The following is an 18884-nucleotide window of genomic DNA, read 5'->3' on the forward strand; positions in this document are numbered from 1 at the left end:
TTTGTTAGTTTTTCAGAAACTATACTAAGTAAACACTTTATCATTTTTGCAGTGAAAGTTAAAGGTCTTCAAGCAACTTATGTGATTACTTTAAACCTTTTTGCCGGCGAACGATCGCCTTACGCAACTCCTCAATCAAAAAAACCGGCAGTGGAATGCAAACCAAAAAAATCCAATCAGCCCAATTCAAGGCGCCAGTTTGAAAAACACCCCGCAAAAGGGGAACGTACATTAAAATAAGTAAAATCAAGAATTCGGCTAAAATCCCCACATTGATTTTATAATTACTAAAAAGACCTAAAGCAAATACAGAAGCGGATTGCGTCCGGCAATTCATAACATTCGCTATTTGGCAAAAAACTACCGCCGCTAAAGTCATCGTGGTTGCTGTCACATAATGGCTGCCACTAGCCGCTAGCGCAACTTGGGGCCAGCCGTATTGATAATTAACAAAAAAGTACCCTGCTGTGGAAACCAGCGAGCCCATTAAACCATACCAGGCAAAAGCCCGCCATAAAACATCTTTAGTTAAGAGATGAGCTTTTCGGGAACGCGGAGGTAAATGCATTAATCCCGGTTCCGCTTGTTCGGAGCCTAAACCTAAAGCAGGTAACATATCCGTGCCTAAATCAATGGTTAAAATTTGCATAACCGTTAACGGTAACGGGATCATACCGCGACTGAGTAAAAATAAAATCGACGGTACAGCTTCAGCCACATTGGAATTTAAAATATAGGTAAGAAATTTTTGGATATTATTGTAAACCGTGCGCCCTTCTTGGATCGCCGCAACGATGGAAGCAAAATTGTCATCTGTCAAAATCATATCGGCGGCATCTTTAGCTACATCTGTCCCCGTAATACCCATGGCAACTCCAATATTGGCCTTTTTTAAGGCTGGAGCATCATTGACACCATCGCCGGTGGAAGCCACAATTTCCCCCATTTGTTGTAGAGTATCAACAATTTTATATTTTTGTTCTGGCGCTACACGCGCAAAAATCAACTCTTGTTGAAAGGCGGCTTGCAAATCGGTTGTACTCATTTGGGTCAACTCTTTGCCGGTAATCACCCGTGCTTGTTTACTAGATACAATGCCTATTTGGGCAGCAATATTTTGAGCGACCATCGGACTATCGCCGGTCACCATAATAATCCGAATAGCGGCATCATGGCATTTTTTCACTGCTGCTTTAATTTCTGGGCGAGGTGGATCGGCCATGGCGGCTTGGCCCACTAAAATGAGATCTTTTTCTGTATTGGCGACCTTCAAACTGTCTATATCCGCAGGAACCTGATCTGCTGGAATATCACGATAAGCTACTGCCAAAGTCCGTAAACCGGACTGAGCATAATCGGACTCCGCCTTGTGGGCCCGATCTTGGTCTCGTTGGGTTAATTGCCTGATTCCCGTATGATCTAAAATGCGATTGCAACAATCCAAGGTGTCGCCTAATGACCCTTTTACACAAATCCGCAGACTGCCGTCTGGCAAACGATTGAGCGTGCTCATACGTTTGCGTTGCGAGTCAAACGTCAATTCCTTGACACGCGGATAACGCTGGGTTAATTCATCAGGATCTAACCCCGCCTTTTGCGCCATAATCACCATCGCTGCTTCAGTCGGAGTGCCCAATAATTTAGGCTGTGATTGTTTGGTCTGGGGCGCTTCTACACGGGTATCACTATCCAATGCCGCAATAGTTAACAATTTTTGAAGTTCCGGCTGTTGGGCTAGTTGCACTGGTTGTCCGCGATATTTCACTTGACCATTGACTTCGTAGCCTTGACCCGTGACTTGAAACTCACGAAAAGGTAACCAAATATGATTCACTGTCATCTGATTTTGTGTCAAAGTTCCAGTTTTATCGGAGCAAATGACCGTTGTTTCGCCTAAAGTTTCGACCGAATTTAAATCTTTAACCAAGGCATGCTTTTTAGCCATGCGGGTCACTCCTTGTGCTAAAGATAAAGTCACCGTAGGTAATAAGCCCTCAGGAATAAAGGCCACAATCATCCCTAAAGCAAAAATAAATGATTGTGCCAATGGATAGTGAACCACCCAAATCGCCAAGAAGAAAAAGGCAACACCGATTAAAATAGCCACTAAAGATAGTTGCTGAGTCAGACGATTCAGTTCTTGAGTCAGTGGACTCACCGTTTGACTTTGCGTTTGCGTTAAATCAGCAATATGGCCAAATTCGGTCTGCATGCCGGTCGCCAGGGCAACCGCCAGGCCCGTTCCGGCACCCACAGTGGTGCCGGCATACAAAATATTAGCCTCGGCAAATTCACCTTCACCGGGTTTATAAGTACTCTGTTTACTTTCGGGAACTGATTCACCTGTTAACGCCGATTGATCCACTTGTAATGAATTAGCTTCTAAAACCAGTGCATCCGCAGAAATTGCATCCCCCGCCTGTAATTCAAAAATATCTCCGGGGACCAATTCCTCCACTGCAATTTGTTCCAGCTGGCCTGAACGGCGCACCCGCACAAAAGTCGGCAACATTTTCATTAACGAAGTTGTTGCCTTTTGGGCCGCATGTTCTTGCCAGTATGAAAACACACCATTTATCACATTGACTGCCCAAATAGCAATTCCTAATTCCGGCATTTGGGCCAAAAAAGCAATAATTCCGCCAACCCATAACAAAATAGCCATTAAACTAACAAAATTTTTTAAAAAAATCTTTAACTGGGATTGATGGCTACTTTTAACAATTTGATTGGGACCATATTTTTTTAACCGAGCCGCTGCTTGCTGTGCAGTCAGTCCCTGCCAGCTGGTTTGAAGGTACTCTAAAACTGCTGCAGGCGATTCTTGTGCTAATTGTTGGGTTGTTTTTTTGCCCGCCATGACTATCATCTCCTCGAAACACGACAATAGTACACCTTTTCGGGGTCAGACGGATCAATAATATTTAATTAATTTTATATCTTTTTAAGAATCCATTAAAGCTTGTACCACCCGCTCTAAATGCAAACCGTTACTGGCTTTTAATAAAACTAAATCACTGGGTAAGACATCCTGTTGTAACTGGGCAATTAACTGTTCTTGTTGTGCAGTGGGGAAATAATAGACCGGCAGTTTAGAAACTAAAGCAGCTTGGAGGGCGGCCATAAGATCACCATACAAATAAACAGCTGCAATTTTGTGCGGATCTATGACTGAAGCTAGCTGTGCATGCCATTTGGCTGTTTGCGGGCCTAATTCCAACATATCTCCTAGAACTAAAATGCGGCGCCCCGTTGTCGGCACACGACTAAAATTACTTATCACATCAACCATTGCTGTCGGATTAGCATTATACACATCACTTAATAATTGTGCACCATTAGCGGCAGTTAACCATTGGGTCCGATTCTTAGTCGGTTTAAAATGTGCCAACGCTTGTTGCATAGCTGCTGGCGTCACACCATAATGTTGACCCACCAGCAGGGCTGCTAGGGCATTATCCACATTGTAATCACCAATCAACGGCAGGGTAAATTGTTGCTGCGGCCAGATATTAGTTGTAAAAAGCGAAGAGTCCTTTTGAGCTTGAATCTGTTTGGCAAATAAAGTATTGGTTGTCTGCCGCCCAAACGTCAAGGTCTTTTGCTTTAAAGCCGCCGCCCGATCTTGTAATAACGGCTCATCGCCATTAAAAATCAAAACTCCTTGGGGCTTCAGGAACTTGACAATTTCCATTTTGGCATCGGCAATTTTAGCTCGCGTCCCGAAAAATTCAATATGGGCTTCGCCGATCATCGTAATCACTGCTACATCAGGGTGAGCCAGCGCTGATAATTGTGTTAATTGTCCCGCATGATCCATGCCCATTTCAACTACTAAAATTTGGGTATCTGCCTGCATCGCTAAAATCGTAATGGGTACCCCAATTTCGTTATTGAAATTGGCTTGCGTTTTTACGACGCGATATTTCTGAGCCAAAATAGCAGCGGTCATATCTTTTGTAGTCGTTTTACCATTACTGCCGGTAATGGCCACTACCTGGGGCTGAATTTTTTGTAAGTAATAAGCACTCAACTTTTGTAAAGCTTCCAGTGTATCCGGTACTACTAAATAACGATCATCGGCACTGGGTGGTAATGGGTGGTCGGCTTGCCATAAAGTAGCTTGCGCGCCCTGCTTAAAAGCGGCGGTAACAAAGTCATGGCCGTCACGTTGTGCTACCAACGGAACAAATAAAGCTCCCGGCAGAACTTGGCGGCTGTCAAATGTCACTTGAGTTAAATCGGTTTGTGGTAATGTAGTAGTTTTTAAATTTAATGCAGTGGCCACTTCGGCTAAATTTAAGAACATACTGTAAACCTCCTTTTAATGTGAAAAACTGGCAATCAACAAACTATTTTTGAAGTAGATAGTGCTATAATAATTGCATTCTAAACGAAAGTGAGTTTTTCAATGGCTAACGTAAATCAATATTGGCAACGAAACATGTACATCTTAACATTTGGTAATTTTATTGCCGGCATTGGTTTTAGTATGGTGACGCCATTTCTTTCATTATACATTAACACGCTGGGGCATTTTACTAATGCTCAAGTCGCCATGTGGGCGGGAATTGCTTATGCCAGTACCTTTGTGGTGTCTGCTTTAATTTCTCCTCTCTGGGGCAAATTAGCTGATAGTAAGGGCCGCAAACGGATTATTTTAAGAGCTTCCTTAGGGATGGGGCTGGTGATTGGTTCTATGTCCTTGGTAACTAATGTGTATCAGTTAATTATTTTAAGAACTTTGCAAGGCTTCTTTGCCGGCTATATCAGCAATTCGAATACTCTCATTGCCACCACGGCTCCTACTCAGCATGTTGGTAAGGCTTTAGGAACCTTGACTACCGGGACCGTCTCCGGTTCATTGTTAGGCCCGTTATTGGGCGGAGTTATCGCTCAATTGTGGGGTTATCGTATTCCCTTTTTGATTACCGGCTGTCTACTATTAAGCGCATTTTTCCTGTGTTTATTTTTCGTAAAGGAAGATTTTACTCCGATTCCGCAAAGCAAACAACCATCTTTCCGGGAAGTATTCTCAATTATTAGCCAACCGCAAGTCGTGATCGGCATGTTTGTTACTACTCTGATTATTCAAGTTGCCAATAATTCGATCAATCCGATCATTAGTCTTTACGTTAAACAATTAATGCACGATAGTGGCCAAGTTGCTCTCATTAGCGGTATTGTGACGGCTATTCCGGGAATTCCTTCGGCGGTTTTATCTTCTCGTTTTGGTGCACTAGGCGATCGTATTGGCACTAAAAAGGTATTACTGGGAGGTTTAATTTTGGCGACGGTTATTTATCTTCCCCAAGCATTTGTAGCTAACGTCTGGCAATTAATGATTTTACGTTTCTTTGTGGGAATTTCAGACGCGGCTTTGTTACCGCAAGTGCAAACCTTGTTAGCCAAAAATAGCCCCCATCAAGTATCCGGCCGCATTTTTGGTTACAATCAAAGCTTTCAATATATGGGCAACTGCATCGGACCGTTGTTAGGATCAGTCGTCTCCAGTTCTTGGAGTTACGGAGCCGTTTTTCTAACTACTGCCATTTTAGAATTTATTAATTTAGTTTGGGTGCACACAGTCACTAAAAAAAGTTAGAGCAGTCGCCGCTATCACTTACATTGAAAAAGCCCACACATTGTGTGGGCTTCATTATTTTTAATTATGAATTGGTTTAATCGTTCGAAAAACCATATTTCTTGTTGAATCGATCAATCCGGCCATCAGCTTGGGTAAACTTCTGTTTACCAGTATAAAACGGATGTGAGTCAGAAGTAATTTCTACTCGGATCAATGGATATTCTTGACCTTCAAAGTCAGTGGTTTCAGCAGATTGAACTGTTGAACCCGCCAAGAATTTTTTGCCTGTGGCTGAATCCATAAATACAACTTGATGATAATCTGGATGAATTCCTTGCTTCATATATTACACTCCCCTGCCCTAAGCCATTGCCTGTCTTAGAGATTAAATTTACTGACATTAAAGCATGTTAGCACGAATCAATTAAACATGCAACCGCTAAAAAATTTCATTACCGGAATAAGAGACATCCGCCTTCAGATTTTGCAATTTGGTAATAATGCGATCATAGCCGCGCATAATATTCTCAGCACAATCAATCACGGTTGTCCCTTCCGCCATTAAAGCAGCGATCATCAAAGACGCACCCCCACGAATTTCTTCCGCGGTAACTTCTGTACCTGTTAAATGTGACGTATGATTCACCAAAATCTGATTGTTAACTACTTTAATGTGCGCGCCCATTTTAATCAATTCGGGAATGTGCCGGGTTCGTTTAGGATAAATACTATCTATAATCGTACTTTGACTATCCGCTAATAACATTAATGGCGTTAATGGTTGCTGCAAATCAGTGGCAAACCCTGGGTAAACACTGGTTTTGACTTTAATACCGCTTAATTGGCTATTGGGATAAACAAAAATACTATCTTCCCGGACATCTAAGTTCACACCCATTTCTTGAATTTTAGCCAAGAATGCATCCAAATGCTCCGCAATAATATTCTTAACTAAGATCCCATCACCGACTGCCGCTGCTAAAGATAGATAAGTCCCGGCTTCAATACGATCCGGAATAATAGTATGAGAGCTTTGTGTGCCTAAATGTTCTACTCCCGTGATACGAATAGTTTGTGTCCCAACACCACGAATTTGCGCTCCCATATTATTTAAAAAGGTGGCCAAATCAATAATTTCCGGCTCGCGAGCGGCATTTTCAATTACTGTAGTTCCATGCGCTCGAACAGCTGCCAAAATAATATTAATGGTGGCACCGACCGAAACCATATCTAAAAAAATCCGCGCTCCATGTAAACCATGGGGTGCTTCAATTACAATGGAATCCTTTTGTTGATGAACTTGGGCACCTAAGGCTTTAAAACCTTTAATGTGCTGGTCAATGGGGCGCGGACCAATATCATCACCACCTGGAAACCCAACGACTGCTTTTCCAAAGCGGCCCAACATCGAACCCATAAAATAATAGGAGGCCCGCAAACTCTTTACTTTACCATGTGGCAAGGCAATAAATTTAATCTGGGTCGGGTCTACTCGTAACACATCGCCATCATAATCCGAAGCCACATTCATTGACCCTAACATATCCATTAGGTTATAAACGTCCTTAATTTGCGGCACTGAATCCAAAATCACCGGAGAATCAGCTAAAATTGTAGCGGGAATAATTGCTACTGTGCTATTTTTGGCACCGCCAATAGTTACTGTGCCAGAAAGCCTCTTCCCACCATGAATCACCATTTTTGCCATATTCTCTCTCAGCCCTTTTCGAATTCAAACTCACCATAAAATAATAATATAAATCACGAAGAATGTACACCCATTAAATATCAGATTCTGTTAATTGACAGGCTGCGCCGACAAAATGTTTGAAAATAGGTTCCGGTCGTGCCGGGCGAGAGAGAAATTCCGGATGAAATTGCACTCCCACAAAAAAGCGGTTCGTTGGAATTTCAATAATTTCCACTAAGCGATTATCAGGCGACACTCCGGAAAAGACGAGTCCCTTTTGAGCTAATAAGCTCCGATATTCATTATTAAATTCATAACGATGCCGATGCCGCTCTTGGATCACACTTTGATTATTATAAATTTGTGCCACCAAAGTATGTGGCTGGATTTTGCAAGGCCAAGCACCAAGCCGTAATGTTCCACCACGATTTTCCACATCATGTTGATCGGCCATTAAATCAATCACCCGATGTTTGGCCTGAGGATTAATTTCAGTGGAAGTCGCATCTTTGATTCCTGCAACATTACGGGCAAATTCTAAACAGGCCATCTGCATCCCTAAGCAAACTCCCAAGTAGGGTACGTCATTTTCACGAGCATATTTGACGGTTTGAATCATGCCTTCCAAGCCTCGAGACCCAAAACCACCGGGAACAATAATGCCATCGGCTTTGCCTAATTTATCCTGGACATTTTCAGCGGTGATATCTTCGGCCCGATAACGAATAACTTGAACATCACAGTCAAAAGCATAGCCCGCGTGCTTCAAAGCTTCATTGACCGAAATATATGCATCTTTGAGTTCCACATATTTACCAACTAAAGCAATCGTTGTTTGATGCTGCAAATTCAAAACGCGTTGTTCCAAACGTTGCCAACTGGTCATATCGGCAGTCGGTGCCTGGATGTGTAAATAATCGCAAACAGTTTGATCGAGCCCTTGTTTTTGCAAGTTTAACGGTACAGAATAAAGGCTGGGAACATCTAGCGATTCAATCACGGCAGCAGGATCAACATCACAAAATGAAGCAATCTTGTTGCGCATTCCCTGTGAAATCGGCTTTTCCGTCCGGACCACAAGAATGTTCGGTTGAATCCCTAAACCCCGTAATTCTTTGACACTATGCTGAGTAGGTTTGGTTTTCATTTCGCCGGCAGCTTTTAAATAGGGGATTAAAGTAGTATGAATATAAACCACATTTTCCGAACCCACTTCGGATTTCATTTGCCGTAAAGCTTCTAAATAAGGTAACGATTCAATATCGCCTACCGTTCCTCCAACTTCGGTAATAATGACATCAGAATCAGTAGTGGCTGCAGCGCGCATAATTTTTTCTTTAATCATATTCGTAATATGCGGGATAACTTGCACGGTGGCGCCATCATACTCACCTTTGCGCTCTTTTTGAATCACTTCGGAGTAAACTTGCCCCGTAGTCACATTAGAATATTTATTTAAATCAATATCAATAAAGCGTTCGTAATGACCTAAGTCTAAATCAGTCTCTGTCCCATCATTGGTGACAAAAACTTCACCATGTTGATAGGGACTCATGGTTCCCGGATCCACATTAATATACGGATCGAATTTTTGCATTGTTACTTTCAAGCCGCGATTTTTTAATAACCTTCCGAGCGACGAAGCCACGATTCCTTTTCCTAAAGATGAAACCACGCCGCCGGTCACAAAGATATACTTGGTCATACCAACACTCCTTTATTTTTATGCACTGTTTGAATCTTGTCGTTAGTTTATAACTACCAATCAACCAACACTGACAGGGGTAATAAATTAAAAAAGGCCTCCATTCGCTTGCTTGAATAGAGAGCCTGTACTAACGCACTGTAACGCGCCCAAAAAGTATTTTATAAAGAATTATATTTGTTGTCAAATAATTTCTAACAAATTATTGCTCGGGATGGTCATCCTCGTCGTCCGCATCAGAGAATTCGCTCAAGTCGCCTTCAATGCCATCATCTAAATCATCATCCGCACTCAAATCAGTGTCACCATTATCACTTAACGTCATATTGGGTTGCGAAAATTTGGACAAATCCGGCATTTGTTGAGCATCACTGGTATCATCATCGTCATCATCATTAATGCTGGAAACACTGCCATCTTCTTCATCGTAATCAATAACGTCATCATCATCGTCATCATCAATAAAAGCATTGACCCGCTTAATTTCAGGGGCTTTGACATCATCGGAATCTTCGGGATGGTTAACTTCTTCATCGACGGAATCGTAGGGATACCAAGTACGCATGCCCCAGACATTTTCTCCTAAAGAAATAAAACTGCCGTCATCATTTAAATCCGTATAAAATTGCGGTAACTGATTTCTAATTTCTGCATCACTTTTATTCATATATTGTTGAATTTCATTAACCAAATCGACAAAAGAAATGGGTTTTTGGGCTTGTTCTAAAATGGCATGCGCCACTTCAATCATGGATAAATCACTTTTATTTTTGCCATCAAATTGTTTTAATTCTACAACCACTGCTAGGCACATCCTTTCAACAGTCTGTCTTCCATCTTAACCACTCATTGTTCAAAAAGCAATCTTAACTTATAACTTCCAATTAACTTTAATTCATTGAACAATTGATATTGTAATTTAAGTTGCCCATTTAAGGGATCTTGGGCTAAAAAAAGCTGCATTTGCTGCGTTTGTGAGCGTAACCAGAAACTGCCATAGGGCGTTTGATAGGCAAACCGCCGCGGTTGTCGCTGATCAAAAATTAATTTGGTACTTGCTTCTCCTTGAGGTTGACGTTTAATCATTACTTCCTGCTGAGAACTTAATTTAATAGTAACCCGGGCCAAAGCAGGCGCATCCTCTTGGTACCGCAAATAAATTATCGGCCCTAATTGTACAAACTGCCCCTGGGTTTTTACTTGGAATTGATTCATTTCACCATTTTGGATAATTTGATTAGTTAAATGAATATTCACTGTTTGGACTTCTGGCTTTGCCATGCTGTTATCCCTTCCAACTTGAATTATAATATAATTGATTATGTAAGACTAATTTAACTCTAATTGAGGAGTGCTTTTTTGTGCAAACTATTTTACTTTATGATCATGATTATCATACGCCGCCAGCTTTAAAGCGGATTTTTCCTGATACCGATTTTTTATTACGTCTAGCTCAAGTCCGGCAACAACCACTGATTCAATTTTGGCAAAGTTGTCCCTGTGTCATTTTAGGCTTACAAGATAAACGTCTCACTCAATTACAAGCTGGATTACAATGGCTTCACCGGCAACAGTGGCCTGTCTTTATTCGCAATTCAGGCGGTTTGGCAGTGATCAGTGATCCCGGGATTATTAATCTGAGCTATTTTATACCGGATACCACTAACTTATCAATTGATCAAGCTTATGAATTAATGTTTGCCGACTTGCAAAGTTGTTTAGCACCACTCATGTTAGACCATTTTGAAGTACAAAATTCCTATTGTCCTGGAACTTATGACATTGTCCGCCAAGGTCAAAAAATTGCCGGTTTGGCGCAACGGCGCTTAAATCGAGCTGGTGTAGTGATGGCCTATATTGCTGTTAACGGCAATCAACAACACCGCGGGGCTTTACTGCAAAAATTTTATCAACTGGCCAATCAGCCTGTGCAAGCGCGCTATCCACAAGTCAATCCCGCCAGCATGACTACCTTAGCAGCCGTGGATTCCAGTTGCCCAACTCCGGCGATTTTTAAAGCCCGTCTCCTACAAGTACTTGCTCAAAGATTTACTATACAAAAAATCAGTACTAGTTGGCTGACACAACAACCTCAATATGCTTCTAGTATTTCGAAAGCATTGACCCAACAACAACAGCTCAATCGCACTCTTTACAAATTGAAGGAGGAACAATAATTATGCTCCAAGTCGCCTTTTTACCCCGCGAAAAAGTCTTTCGCGATCCTGTCCATAACTATATTCACGTGCGTCATCGCGTGATTTTAGACTTAATTAACACTCCAGAGTTTCAACGCCTCCGGCGCATTAAACAATTAGGTACCACGTCCTTCACTTTTCACGGGGCGGAACATTCGCGCTTTTCTCATTGTTTAGGTGTCTACGAAATTACCCGTAAAATTTGTGAAACTTTTGCCCGGAATTATCCGACCCAAAATGCTCACGATGGTTTATGGGACAATTCGGAGTGCTTAGTAGCTTTATGTGCCGCTTTATTACATGATATCGGTCATGGTCCGTATTCGCACACTTTTGAACATATTTTTAACACAGATCATGAACAATGGACCCAAAAGATTATTACTTCACCACAAACTAAAGTCAATCAAATTTTGCGACAAGTTGAGCCGCAGTTTCCTGAAAAAGTAGCCGCAGTAATAGCCAAAACCTATCCCAATGAACAAGTTGTCCAAATGATTTCCAGTCAAATTGACGCCGATCGAATGGATTATTTATTACGTGATGCCTATTATACGGGAACTCAATACGGCACGTTCGATTTAACCCGGATCATGCGAGTCATTCATCCTTACCGCTCAGGTTTAGCTTTTGAAATTGGCGGCATGCATGCGGTGGAGGATTACTTAGTTTCCCGCTTTCAAATGTATCAACAAATTTATTTTCATCCAGTTTCACGGGGGATGGAAGTTGTGTTGACTAAATTACTCCATCGGGCTAAATATCTTTATGAAAAAGGTGAAATGGCCGGCTTTGAAATGCCCAGTCTGTTAATTCCATTCTTTGAAAATGACATCAATGTTTCGGATTACCTCCGACTCGATGATGATGTCTTAAACACTTATTTTAATTTATGGCGTGATCATCCGGATTCAATTTTACAAAATTTAGTTCACCGCTTTTTAGATCGCCATCCCTTCAAATCTGTTACCTTTGTTCCCGGTCAAGAAGACCAACTGCAAGAAATGCGGCACTTAGTTCAAGCCGCGGGCTTTGATCCTGAATTTTATACTGCCATTAATAATAGTTTTGATTTGCCCTATGATTCCTACAAGCCCTCCGCTCAAGAACCCAAAACGCAAATTGAAATTATGCAACCCGATGGTAGTTTGCAAGAGTTATCCACCATAAGTCCGATAGTCCAAGCACTGGCCGGTCGTGTCAGTGGCGATCATCGGTTTTATTTTCCCAAAGAAATGTTGGCAGATCCTACGCACAGTCAAACTGCCTCCTGTTTGAGCGCCTTTCAAGCACATATTAAGAACAATGCGCTACAATGAGGGCAAACGTTAGGGGGAGTCGGCAGTGTTAAATGATTTCAAAAATTTTATTATGCGCGGTAATGTTTTAGATTTAGCTGTCGGGGTTATTATTGGCGGTGCCTTTAGTAACATCGTTAATGCTTTAACTAAATATATCTTAAATCCGTTTATTGGCTTATTCTTAGGACATATTGATTTATCTTCCATTAAAGTCGGTATGTTCCAAGTAGGATCTTTCCTCAATGCGGTCATTGAATTTCTTATTATAGCCTTTGTCGTTTTTCTTATTGTTCAAGGTGTTCACAAAATTGAACGGCCCAAACCACAGGTTCAACAACCTTCCGCCGAAGAACAATATCTCCAAGAAATTCGTGATCTTTTAAAAAATTCCAATAATCGCCCGCAATAATAATTGCATACTAAAAAGGACAGCCGTACAAGCTGTCCTTTTTTGATTACCGTTTAAGCTGGATGGCGTTTAAAACGATTGTTAAATAATGGACTCACAGGTTCATTATGGTAAATGCGTTTAATAGCATCCGCCATTAATGGCGCTACCGAAATTTCAACCATTTTATCCAATTTTTTATCATCACTTAATTGAATGGTGTCAGTTACTACCAGTTTTTTAATTGCGGAAGCTTGTAATCGTTCAATTGCTGGACCCGATAAGACCGGATGCGTACAACTAGCATAGACTTCACTAGCACCCGCTTCCATTAAAGCTTGGGCCGCCAAGGAAATTGTCCCAGCAGTATCGATCATATCATCAATAATAATCGCCCGTTTATTCCGGACATCACCAATAATATTCATTACTTCTGAAACATTCGGGCGCGGACGTCGTTTATCAATGATTGCAATTGGTGCCTTCAAAAATTCAGCCAAGCGCCGAGCCCGGACAACTCCTCCATGATCAGGTGAAACTACCACCGCTCCTTGATCTAACTGGTTTTCCAAAAAATAATCCGCAATTAACGGTGCTCCTAGCAGATGATCTACCGGAATATCAAAGAATCCTTGAATTTGAACTGCATGTAAATCCATCGCAATAATTCGATGGGCACCGGCCTTTTCCAGCATATTAGCTACTAACTTCGCCGTAATGGGCTCGCGTGATCGAGCTTTGCGATCCTGACGCGCATAGCCGTAGTAGGGCATGACTACATTAATCGTTTGTGCTGAAGCCCGACGGAGGGCATCAATCATAATCAACAATTCCATTAAATTATCGTTGACTGGCGCAGAGGTGGACTGAATAACAAAAACCTCCGAACCCCGGATACTCTCTTCAATATTTATTTGAATTTCACCATCACTAAACCGATTGACGGAACATTTACCTAAAGGAACACCCATATAATGGGAAATTTTTTCAGCTAGTGGCTTATTTGAATTTAAAGCAAAAATCTTCATCGGACATTCAGCATTTTTGGTAGACATCATTTACTCTCTTTCTCTAAATATAGATTATTTTATTTATTGCCAATCAGAATCTTTCGCCAAGGGCAACCTCGACCAATAATCTGGTTTGTTGACTTGGCGAGCCCGTGCAATAGCTAAATCATGTTGACTAATATCAGCCGTAATCGTTGATCCCGCGGCTACAAAAGCATGATCTGCAATTTTGACAGGTGCTACAATATTAGAATTACTGCCAATAAACGTATGATCTCCAACTTCACTATGCCATTTTTGGACACCATCATAATTCACAAAGACTACCCCACAGCCTACATTAATATCACTGCCTAATGTGGCATCGCCCACATAACTCAGATGTCCAATTTTGGTCCGTGCTCCAATCTGGGATTTTTTAATTTCACAAAAATTACCAATATGCACTTGGGGACCAATTTCAGTCTGCGGTCGCAAATGGGAATTAGGTCCGATATCGCTACCTTCTTGCATAACTGCTTTTTCGAGACAAGAACTTTCTATACGAACCTGATCTGCAATAATGGAATCTGTGATGCGTGACCCTTGGGTGATTTCACAATTAGCTCCAATTTGCGTTTTACCTTTCAAAGTCACACCCGCTTCAATCAAGGTGTCTGCACCGATTGTCACGTCAATATCAATCATCGTATGCTGCGGATCAATTAAGGTCACTCCATTAGCCATGTGCTGTTGATTAATGCGTAACTGCATTAAGGCTGTAGCTTGGGCCAACGCGGCTTGATCATTAACTCCCAAAGATTCCTCAAAGTTCGCCATTTGAAAAGCGGCCACTGTTTGCTGATCTTTGCGCATCAACTCAATGACATCCGGCAAATAATATTCATGTTGGGCATTGTCATTGCGGACTAGATGCAAATAATGAAACAGGGCTTGATTATCAAAACAATAAACGCCCGTATTGATTTCTCGTACTGCTTGTTCTTGTGGCGTAGCATCTTTTTGTTCGACAATCTTTTGAACCTGATCGTGGTCATCACGAATTACTCGGCCATAGCCAAATGGATCCGGGGCTTGAGCAGTTAACACCGTCGCTAAGGCTTGTTGCTGTTCATGATAAGTAAATAATTTCTGTAAAGTTGCGGCTGTAAATAAGGGCGTATCCCCACTAATGACTAATGTGGTCCCTTGCTTGGTTCCTAAAAGCGACTCACTTTGCAACACTGCATGTGCCGTTCCTAATTGTTGCGCTTGTACTGCGTATTGCGTCCGTTGTTGTAATAGTTGTTGTACTTGCTGGGCCCCACAACCAATAACCGTAACTATTTGCTGTGGTTGCGTGGCTTCCACTTGCGTTAATACGTGATCCACCATTGCCCGGCCGCAAACGGGATGCAAAACTTTATACAGTTTTGATTTCATTCTTGTGCCTTGGCCAGCTGCTAAAATCACAGTAAAACGATTTGACATCAATGTTCCCTTCAATTTCTTCATAATTTAGTAATACCAGGATAATCATACCCTAAGCAAGAAATCCGCTCAACGATTTAATTCAAAGGGAGTAAAATCTACTTGATCCAAATAGCTGCCTGTGCTCATGGTTAAAGATTTGGTCTCCACATCTAAACTATCCAACTGTAATAAAGAAACAGTTTGGTCTTTTTTGGCGCTTACTAATTTACCAGATTCAACTAGGACTGTCACTCCTAAAAGTTCACTTTCAAACTCGTGTACCAAATTGCGTAATCCGCTAACCGTACCGCCACCTTTCATAAAATCGTCAATTGCGATCACTCGTGAATGCAGTGGCAAACTACGCTTCGATAGTTCCATTTTTTCCACTCGGGAAATAGATCCGGAATCGTAATTGACGCTTAAAGTAGGCCCTTCCGTTACTTTGGATTCCCGCCGGACAATTACATAAGGTACATTAAGATAATAGGCAACACTTTGGGCAATCGGTATACCCTTAGTGGCCATGGTCATAATCGCATCAATTGGCTGTTTCGCATACTGTGTCGCGATTAATTGGCCGATTTGCCGCAAAATCTGTGGATCTCCAATTACATCAGATAAATACAAATATCCCCCTGGTAAAATCCGCTGCGGATCAGTTAATTTTTGTTGTAACTGTTGTAAAAATTCCGTCGCCATTTGCCGATTAATGCCGGGAGTAAACAAAACTCCACCCCCAGCACCTGGAATAGTTTCAATGAGACCAATTCCTTGTTTTAAGAAAACATGTTTAATAATGGTAATATCTTCGCTAATAGAAGATTTGGCGGATTGATAACGCCGTGCAAAAAAGGTTAAAGGTACCAATTGATACGGTCGATTCTCCAAATAATTTGTCATGTCGACCAAACGTTCACTTCTTCGTGTTTTCATAAGCTGCCTACTTGTATCTTTTTATTTAAATTAGAACTATTAATTATCGTAATAAAAAAGATTGCCTTTGGCAATCTTTAATCAAAAGTCAATTGAATGGATTTAGTTAATAAATCCGCGTAACTGTAGGAAACACGATCAAAAGAATTCTCAGCGGGATCTAAGTCCACAACAAAAACAGAATGAAAGGTCTCAGCTAGTTTACCATGACGACGAGTAACACGTTTGCGCCCTGCTTGGGCCACGACTGTAATATTTTCACCTAGATGACGATCTAAATCACGTTTAATTGAAGCAAATGATGTTGGCACCAAATCAACCCCTTCCGGGGTCTTATTTTATCACATTCAGGCTAAAAAATCAATTTAATTATTGATTATAACAAATTATAATTTAAAATATTGATTAATCTGATTGTTTAACTGTACTAAGGCCGCCAAGGAGAGTTGCTCTGCTCGTATATTATGTTCCAAATGGCAGTTTTGAAAAACTTGCTCTAAAAGTTGTTTTTGCTTCGAGCCAGCTCCGACATATTTTAACAAATTATTCCATAAGGTCTTGCGTTTTTGGCGAAAGACTGCTTGGACAAACTTTTGAAATTGGCGATCATCTGCAATCGGATAACGTGGCTGCTTCAAAATATCAAAACTAACAATAGCGGAATCTACCCGCGGCTGGGGAATAAACGCCTGCGGAGCAACTTCATGTGTCAAAGTGACTTGGCTACGTAATTGGACTAAAACGCTCAAAGCTCCATAAGCGCGATGACCTGGCTGGGCTATTAAACGCTCTGCCACTTCTTTTTGCATCATTAAAACTAACTGCTGTAAGGGTACCGGTGCGGCTAATAATTTGAATAAAATGGGGGTGGTAATGTAGTAAGGCAAATTAGCAACTACTTTCACCTGGCGGTCAGTGAGTCGATTTTGCTGCCAAAACTGCTGCAAATCCAGTTTTAAAAAATCTAAATTCAATAATGTAATATTGGGATAATTAGCTAGATTGGTTTTTAAAATGGGGAGCAGCCGTTGATCAATTTCAAAAGCAAAAACTTGAGCTGCACTCTTAGCCAGTTGCTGTGTTAAGCCGCCGATGCCGGGCCCAATTTCTAAAACTATATCTGTCGCAGTTAATTGCGCGCTGGCAATAATTTGATTCAGCACTTGCGGTGTACATAAAAAGTTTTGGCCGAGACTTTTTTGGGGGCGCAGATGATTCTCTTTTAAAATTAATTGCGTCCGCAAGGGATCTGCAATATCAAATTTTTCAACTACCATGTTTTCCCTTTCTCGCCTGGGCAACGGCTGCTTGCACTTGAGCTAAAGAAATGCCAAACATTTGCAACCTTTGCGGTAATTGTTTGGCATTCGCATATCCAATATGCAACAGATCACCGATTTGTTCGCGCAACTGGCGCGCTTGGGGATGACCACTCAAACCTAATTCCACCAGCTCACTTTGTGTCAATAATCGCGTGGTGGTAGCCTTTTGCGGAGTCCAAACGGCTTGTAAAGCTTGCTGGATAACAGCGGCACTCGCATGTTCTAATCCTAAACTACCGTGATGATGAGGCGGCACGGCATCTTGGCGGCGTAAAAAAGCTTGTTTCACCCCGGGAACTTGTTGCACGATAATCCGACGAATGCGATCACCATTAAAATCAGGGTCGGTTAAAACAATTACTCCCCGTTGACTTTGAGCTTTTTTAATCAAAGCCAAAGTGTTCGCATCAATGGCCGAGCCGTGAGTTTCAATGGTATCCACTGCCCCTAAAACTTGATGCAAACGGGCCGTATCGTCACGTCCCTCCACTACAATTACTTCTTTAATTTTTGTCATGAATTTGATAAACCTCACAGGCATTTTTAAAAGTATGTTGGGCAACAATGTTTAATGGCAAAACCCGATAATTGGCTACAGCTTGGGCCACAAAATAGGTATAGGCGGGTTGATTAAGCTTGCCTCGCTGTGGTTCCGGTGCCAGATAAGGTGCATCTGTTTCCAACAACAGCCGTTGTAAGGGCACATTTTGTGCCGCTAATTGGACAGCAGTCGCATTTTTAAAAGAAACCACACCACTAAAGGACACATAACAACCTAAGGCTAAAAATTTATCTAACCACGCTAAAGAACCATTAAAGCTGTGCATAACCATTCCTGCTGCAACCGGATGCCGGCGTAAAATCTGATAAGTATCCGCCCACGCTTCGCGTGTATGAATATTGACGGGCAAATGATATTGTTGGGCGATTTCCAATTGCTCAATAAACGCTTTTTGTTGCACTCGAGGCTCAGGGTTTTGTTCCCAATAATAATCAAGACCAATCTCACCGATGGCGACCACTTTGGGGCTCTGAATATCCTCCACCAACTGCTTTTGTTGGCTTAAATTGAAAAACGCCGCGGCTTCCGGATGCCAACCAATGACAGCATGTATTTGCGAATGCTGTTTTGCTAAAGTTAATGCCCGTTGATTGAGTTGGGCATCCGAACCCACCACAGCCAACTCTTGCACATTGTATTTTTGAGCCTGCTGTAAATAATAATCCACTTGATTCCATAATTGAGGATCATTTAAATGAGTATGTGAATCAAATAATTGCACCCGCTTTAACCT

18 protein-coding genes are annotated in these 18884 nt (G+C 41.6%); 4 read left to right on the top strand and 14 right to left on the bottom strand.

Features of this window, described 5'->3' with window-relative positions; translation table 11 throughout:
* Positions 1-85: 85 nt before the first annotated feature.
* Positions 86-2860, bottom strand: coding sequence for a cation-translocating P-type ATPase (locus JG30_RS06620; RefSeq protein WP_046317460.1), 2775 nt, complete (start codon positions 2858-2860; stop codon positions 86-88).
* An 84-nt stretch (positions 2861-2944) separates the two neighbouring features.
* Positions 2945-4309 carry a UDP-N-acetylmuramoyl-tripeptide--D-alanyl-D-alanine ligase gene (locus JG30_RS06625; RefSeq protein WP_046317461.1) on the bottom strand — a complete coding sequence of 455 codons (1365 nt, stop codon included), beginning with the start codon at positions 4307-4309 and terminating at the stop codon, positions 2945-2947.
* Positions 4310-4411: 102 nt separating this feature from the next.
* On the opposite strand from JG30_RS06625, the gene JG30_RS06630 reads away from it, so the two are divergent.
* Complete coding sequence (locus JG30_RS06630) at positions 4412-5605, top strand: multidrug efflux MFS transporter (protein ID WP_046317462.1); 1194 nt, start codon at positions 4412-4414, stop codon at positions 5603-5605.
* A 76-nt stretch (positions 5606-5681) separates the two neighbouring features.
* Here the strand turns inward: JG30_RS06630 and JG30_RS06635 are convergent, their stop codons facing one another.
* From JG30_RS06635 to JG30_RS06655, 5 genes are all read right to left on the bottom strand, one after another.
* Positions 5682-5930 (bottom strand): type B 50S ribosomal protein L31, encoded by a 249-nt coding sequence (locus JG30_RS06635; RefSeq protein ID WP_046317463.1) that lies wholly within the window; start codon positions 5928-5930, stop codon positions 5682-5684.
* 96 nt (positions 5931-6026) lie between these two features.
* A complete protein-coding gene (murA, locus tag JG30_RS06640; RefSeq protein WP_046317465.1) occupies positions 6027-7295 on the bottom strand; it encodes a UDP-N-acetylglucosamine 1-carboxyvinyltransferase in 1269 nt (422 codons plus the stop codon).
* 73 nt (positions 7296-7368) lie between these two features.
* Positions 7369-8982, bottom strand: a complete 1614-nt coding sequence (gene pyrG, locus JG30_RS06645; RefSeq protein WP_046317466.1) for a CTP synthase — start codon at positions 8980-8982, stop codon at positions 7369-7371.
* A gap of 202 nt (positions 8983-9184) precedes the next feature.
* Positions 9185-9733 (bottom strand): DNA-directed RNA polymerase subunit delta, encoded by a 549-nt coding sequence (gene rpoE / locus JG30_RS06650; RefSeq protein ID WP_376856665.1) that lies wholly within the window; start codon positions 9731-9733, stop codon positions 9185-9187.
* Positions 9734-9828: 95 nt separating this feature from the next.
* Positions 9829-10263 (bottom strand): YwiB family protein, encoded by a 435-nt coding sequence (locus JG30_RS06655; RefSeq protein WP_046317468.1) that lies wholly within the window; start codon positions 10261-10263, stop codon positions 9829-9831.
* Positions 10264-10343: 80 nt separating this feature from the next.
* Here JG30_RS06655 and JG30_RS06660 point away from each other — a divergent pair, with 80 nt between their 5' ends.
* The 3 genes from JG30_RS06660 to mscL are packed head-to-tail and all read left to right on the top strand — an operon-like array spanning position 10344 to position 12890.
* A complete protein-coding gene (locus JG30_RS06660; protein WP_052725255.1) occupies positions 10344-11159 on the top strand; it encodes a lipoyl protein ligase domain-containing protein in 816 nt (271 codons plus the stop codon).
* Positions 11160-11161: 2 nt separating this feature from the next.
* On the top strand, positions 11162-12499 hold the full coding sequence (locus JG30_RS06665) for an HD domain-containing protein (RefSeq protein WP_046317471.1): 1338 nt from the start codon (positions 11162-11164) through the stop codon (positions 12497-12499).
* 25 nt (positions 12500-12524) lie between these two features.
* On the top strand, positions 12525-12890 hold the full coding sequence (gene mscL, locus JG30_RS06670) for a large conductance mechanosensitive channel protein MscL (RefSeq protein ID WP_046317473.1): 366 nt from the start codon (positions 12525-12527) through the stop codon (positions 12888-12890).
* 53 nt (positions 12891-12943) lie between these two features.
* Here mscL and JG30_RS06675 read toward each other — a convergent pair whose 3' ends face one another.
* From JG30_RS06675 to JG30_RS06705, 7 genes are all read right to left on the bottom strand, one after another.
* Positions 12944-13924 (bottom strand): ribose-phosphate diphosphokinase, encoded by a 981-nt coding sequence (locus tag JG30_RS06675; protein WP_046317475.1) that lies wholly within the window; start codon positions 13922-13924, stop codon positions 12944-12946.
* 36 nt (positions 13925-13960) lie between these two features.
* Positions 13961-15349, bottom strand: a complete 1389-nt coding sequence (gene glmU, locus JG30_RS06680; protein ID WP_046317477.1) for a bifunctional UDP-N-acetylglucosamine diphosphorylase/glucosamine-1-phosphate N-acetyltransferase GlmU — start codon at positions 15347-15349, stop codon at positions 13961-13963.
* Between the two features lie 69 nt (positions 15350-15418).
* Positions 15419-16267 carry a pur operon repressor gene (gene purR, locus JG30_RS06685; RefSeq protein ID WP_046317479.1) on the bottom strand — a complete coding sequence of 283 codons (849 nt, stop codon included), beginning with the start codon at positions 16265-16267 and terminating at the stop codon, positions 15419-15421.
* 77 nt (positions 16268-16344) lie between these two features.
* Positions 16345-16578, bottom strand: coding sequence for a Veg family protein (locus tag JG30_RS06690; RefSeq protein ID WP_046317481.1), 234 nt, complete (start codon positions 16576-16578; stop codon positions 16345-16347).
* Positions 16579-16653: 75 nt separating this feature from the next.
* Positions 16654-17544, bottom strand: coding sequence for a 16S rRNA (adenine(1518)-N(6)/adenine(1519)-N(6))-dimethyltransferase RsmA (rsmA, locus tag JG30_RS06695; RefSeq protein ID WP_046317482.1), 891 nt, complete (start codon positions 17542-17544; stop codon positions 16654-16656).
* Positions 17534-18106: a ribonuclease M5 gene (gene rnmV, locus JG30_RS06700; RefSeq protein ID WP_046317485.1), complete on the bottom strand. Its 573-nt coding sequence runs from the start codon at positions 18104-18106 to the stop codon at positions 17534-17536. Before rnmV ends, rsmA begins: the two co-directional genes overlap by 11 nt.
* The gene (locus JG30_RS06705) at positions 18093-18872 is read right to left on the bottom strand and encodes a TatD family hydrolase (RefSeq protein ID WP_046317487.1); all 780 of its coding nucleotides are present in this window, start codon (positions 18870-18872) and stop codon (positions 18093-18095) included. Before JG30_RS06705 ends, rnmV begins: the two co-directional genes overlap by 14 nt.
* Positions 18873-18884 lie beyond the last annotated feature (12 nt).

Origin of the sequence: Bombilactobacillus mellifer (assembly GCF_000970795.1) — a bacterium.
In the GTDB taxonomy this organism is placed as follows: Bacteria; Bacillota; Bacilli; order Lactobacillales; family Lactobacillaceae; genus Bombilactobacillus; species Bombilactobacillus mellifer.

Coding starts and splice junctions, on each gene's coding strand:
- JG30_RS06620 (WP_046317460.1), bottom strand. CDS start 2,860: ATGGCGGGCAAAAAAACAACCCAACAATTAGCACAAGAATCGCCTGCA.
- JG30_RS06625 (WP_046317461.1), bottom strand. CDS start 4,309: ATGTTCTTAAATTTAGCCGAAGTGGCCACTGCATTAAATTTAAAAACT.
- JG30_RS06630 (WP_046317462.1), top strand. CDS start 4,412: ATGGCTAACGTAAATCAATATTGGCAACGAAACATGTACATCTTAACA.
- JG30_RS06635 (WP_046317463.1), bottom strand. CDS start 5,930: ATGAAGCAAGGAATTCATCCAGATTATCATCAAGTTGTATTTATGGAT.
- murA (WP_046317465.1), bottom strand. CDS start 7,295: ATGGCAAAAATGGTGATTCATGGTGGGAAGAGGCTTTCTGGCACAGTA.
- pyrG (WP_046317466.1), bottom strand. CDS start 8,982: ATGACCAAGTATATCTTTGTGACCGGCGGCGTGGTTTCATCTTTAGGA.
- rpoE (WP_376856665.1), bottom strand. CDS start 9,733: ATGATTGAAGTGGCGCATGCCATTTTAGAACAAGCCCAAAAACCCATT.
- JG30_RS06655 (WP_046317468.1), bottom strand. CDS start 10,263: ATGGCAAAGCCAGAAGTCCAAACAGTGAATATTCATTTAACTAATCAA.
- JG30_RS06665 (WP_046317471.1), top strand. CDS start 11,162: ATGCTCCAAGTCGCCTTTTTACCCCGCGAAAAAGTCTTTCGCGATCCT.
- JG30_RS06675 (WP_046317475.1), bottom strand. CDS start 13,924: ATGTCTACCAAAAATGCTGAATGTCCGATGAAGATTTTTGCTTTAAAT.
- glmU (WP_046317477.1), bottom strand. CDS start 15,349: ATGTCAAATCGTTTTACTGTGATTTTAGCAGCTGGCCAAGGCACAAGA.
- purR (WP_046317479.1), bottom strand. CDS start 16,267: ATGAAAACACGAAGAAGTGAACGTTTGGTCGACATGACAAATTATTTG.
- rsmA (WP_046317482.1), bottom strand. CDS start 17,544: ATGGTAGTTGAAAAATTTGATATTGCAGATCCCTTGCGGACGCAATTA.
- rnmV (WP_046317485.1), bottom strand. CDS start 18,106: ATGACAAAAATTAAAGAAGTAATTGTAGTGGAGGGACGTGACGATACG.